This window comes from Candidatus Symbiopectobacterium sp. (genome assembly GCF_020054415.1).
Taxonomy (GTDB): Bacteria; Pseudomonadota; Gammaproteobacteria; order Enterobacterales; family Enterobacteriaceae; genus Symbiopectobacterium.
This window is the reverse complement of record NZ_JAHWCO010000300.1, coordinates 1-1,660: the sequence shown is the minus strand read 5'-3', so window position 1 is coordinate 1,660 and position 1,660 is coordinate 1. Positions and strand designations below refer to the sequence as shown.

1 protein-coding gene and 2 pseudogenes are annotated in these 1,660 nt (G+C 46.3%); all 3 read left to right on the top strand.

Annotation, left to right across the window (positions count from 1 at the left end; genetic code table 11):
• Window positions 1-100: 100 nt before the first annotated feature.
• On the top strand, window positions 101-259 hold the full coding sequence (locus QZ506_RS08745) for a hypothetical protein (RefSeq protein WP_291970440.1): 159 nt from the start codon (window positions 101-103) through the stop codon (window positions 257-259).
• A 494-nt stretch (window positions 260-753) separates the two neighbouring features.
• Window positions 754-1,086, top strand: a pseudogene (locus QZ506_RS08740) (transposase); the annotation flags it as partial.
• A 174-nt stretch (window positions 1,087-1,260) separates the two neighbouring features.
• Window positions 1,261-1,660 (top strand): annotated as a pseudogene (locus QZ506_RS08735) (transposase); the annotation flags it as partial.

Genomic DNA, 1,660 nt, shown 5'->3' with positions numbered 1-1,660 from the left:
GACACGCCTGTTTTGGATTAAAATGCTGATCGCTCCGGGATGCATCACCACGCTCTGGATTTAACATACTGATTTTACGTCAAGGGAATCCGCAGCCTTTATGGCTACGCAGCATAATATCTATTTATTCAACAAAGCCATCATGTTCATCACTCTAGGGATTCAGATTTCCGTTCTGCTGATTCCCGTATGGTTGGTCGTTCTTGGCATCGGTTATGCCATGAAACAGAAAAAACAACGGGTCGCAACCACCCGATAAGTGATATGAAAACGGCCTTCCCCCCACCGTTATTCCCGCGAAAGCGGGATTCTCTTGCCGAAGATTTTCGCAGAGATCCCTGGCTTTCGCCGAGGATGACGAGGGGGAGGTGACTTTACCATCAGAGTAAAACGGACTGTTTTTAAGGGGTTGTGAATATGACTGGCAGCACATCAATAGGTATTGTTGCAATCAAAAGCACAGGGTAAGACTGTACTTTAGTACATCTGGTATTAATAAATTAAAAGAATTATGGTTAGAGCATAAGAATGAGGGAATAGAGTCAAAAAAAGTGATCCTCCAGAAGAGGATCATACGCCAAATTGGCCAACACCAAGGAAAAATTCTACATATTATCGCGAACAACATATATGTTGTCAATCGTTGGCCATGCTCAGCGAAAACAATTAGGAATTTAGATAGAGCCTGTACACGAGATTGTGTAATTGCCTGATTTTGATATGTTCAATCCAACATCAAAAGCAGGTTACTTTATGGACGAAAAACAGTTACAGGCCCTGGCTAACGAGCTGGCCAAAAATCTCAAAGCCCCTGACGATCTCAACCAGTTTGATCGCCTGCTGAAAAAGATCAGCGTTGAAGCTGCCCTTAATGCTGAAATGACCCATCATCTCGGGCATGAGAAGCACCAGTCCAAATCTGGAACTAACACGCGCAATGGCTACTCCACAAAGGCTGTTACCACCGGCGATGGTCCGCTGGAACTGCGTACACCACGTGAGCGTGATGGTTCCTTTGAACCGCAACTGGTGAAGAAGAACCAGACCCGTATCACCGGGATGGATAACCAGATTTTATCGTTGTATGGGCTTTGTTGAATAAATAGATATTATGCTGCGTAGCCATAAAGGATGCGGATTCCCTTGACGTAAAATCAGTATGTTAAATCCAGAGCGTGGTGATGCATCCCGGAGCGATCAGCATTTTAATCCAAAACAGGCGTGTCATAACAGCATTATTCCCTATTATTCAACAAAGCCGCCAAAGGGATGACCACCAGCGAAATTGCCGCTGCGTTCAAAGAACTGTATGACGCGGATGTCTCACCCGCCCTGGTATCGAAGGTCACCGATGCCGTTATGGAGCAGGTTGTTGAATGGCAAAATCGCCCCATGGATGCGGTTTATCCCATTGTTTACCTTGACTGTATCGTTCTGAAAGTCCGGCAGGACAGCAGCGTTATCAATAAGTCTGTGTTCCTGGTGCTGGGTATCAATATCGAAGGCCAGAAAGAGCTACTGGGGATGTTGCTGGCCGAAAATGAAGGCGCAAAGTTCTGGCTGAACGTGCTGACAGAACTGAAAAACCGTGGCCTGACCGACATCCTCATTTCCTGTGTGGACGGCCTGAAAGGGTTCCCGGATGCCATCAACACGGTCT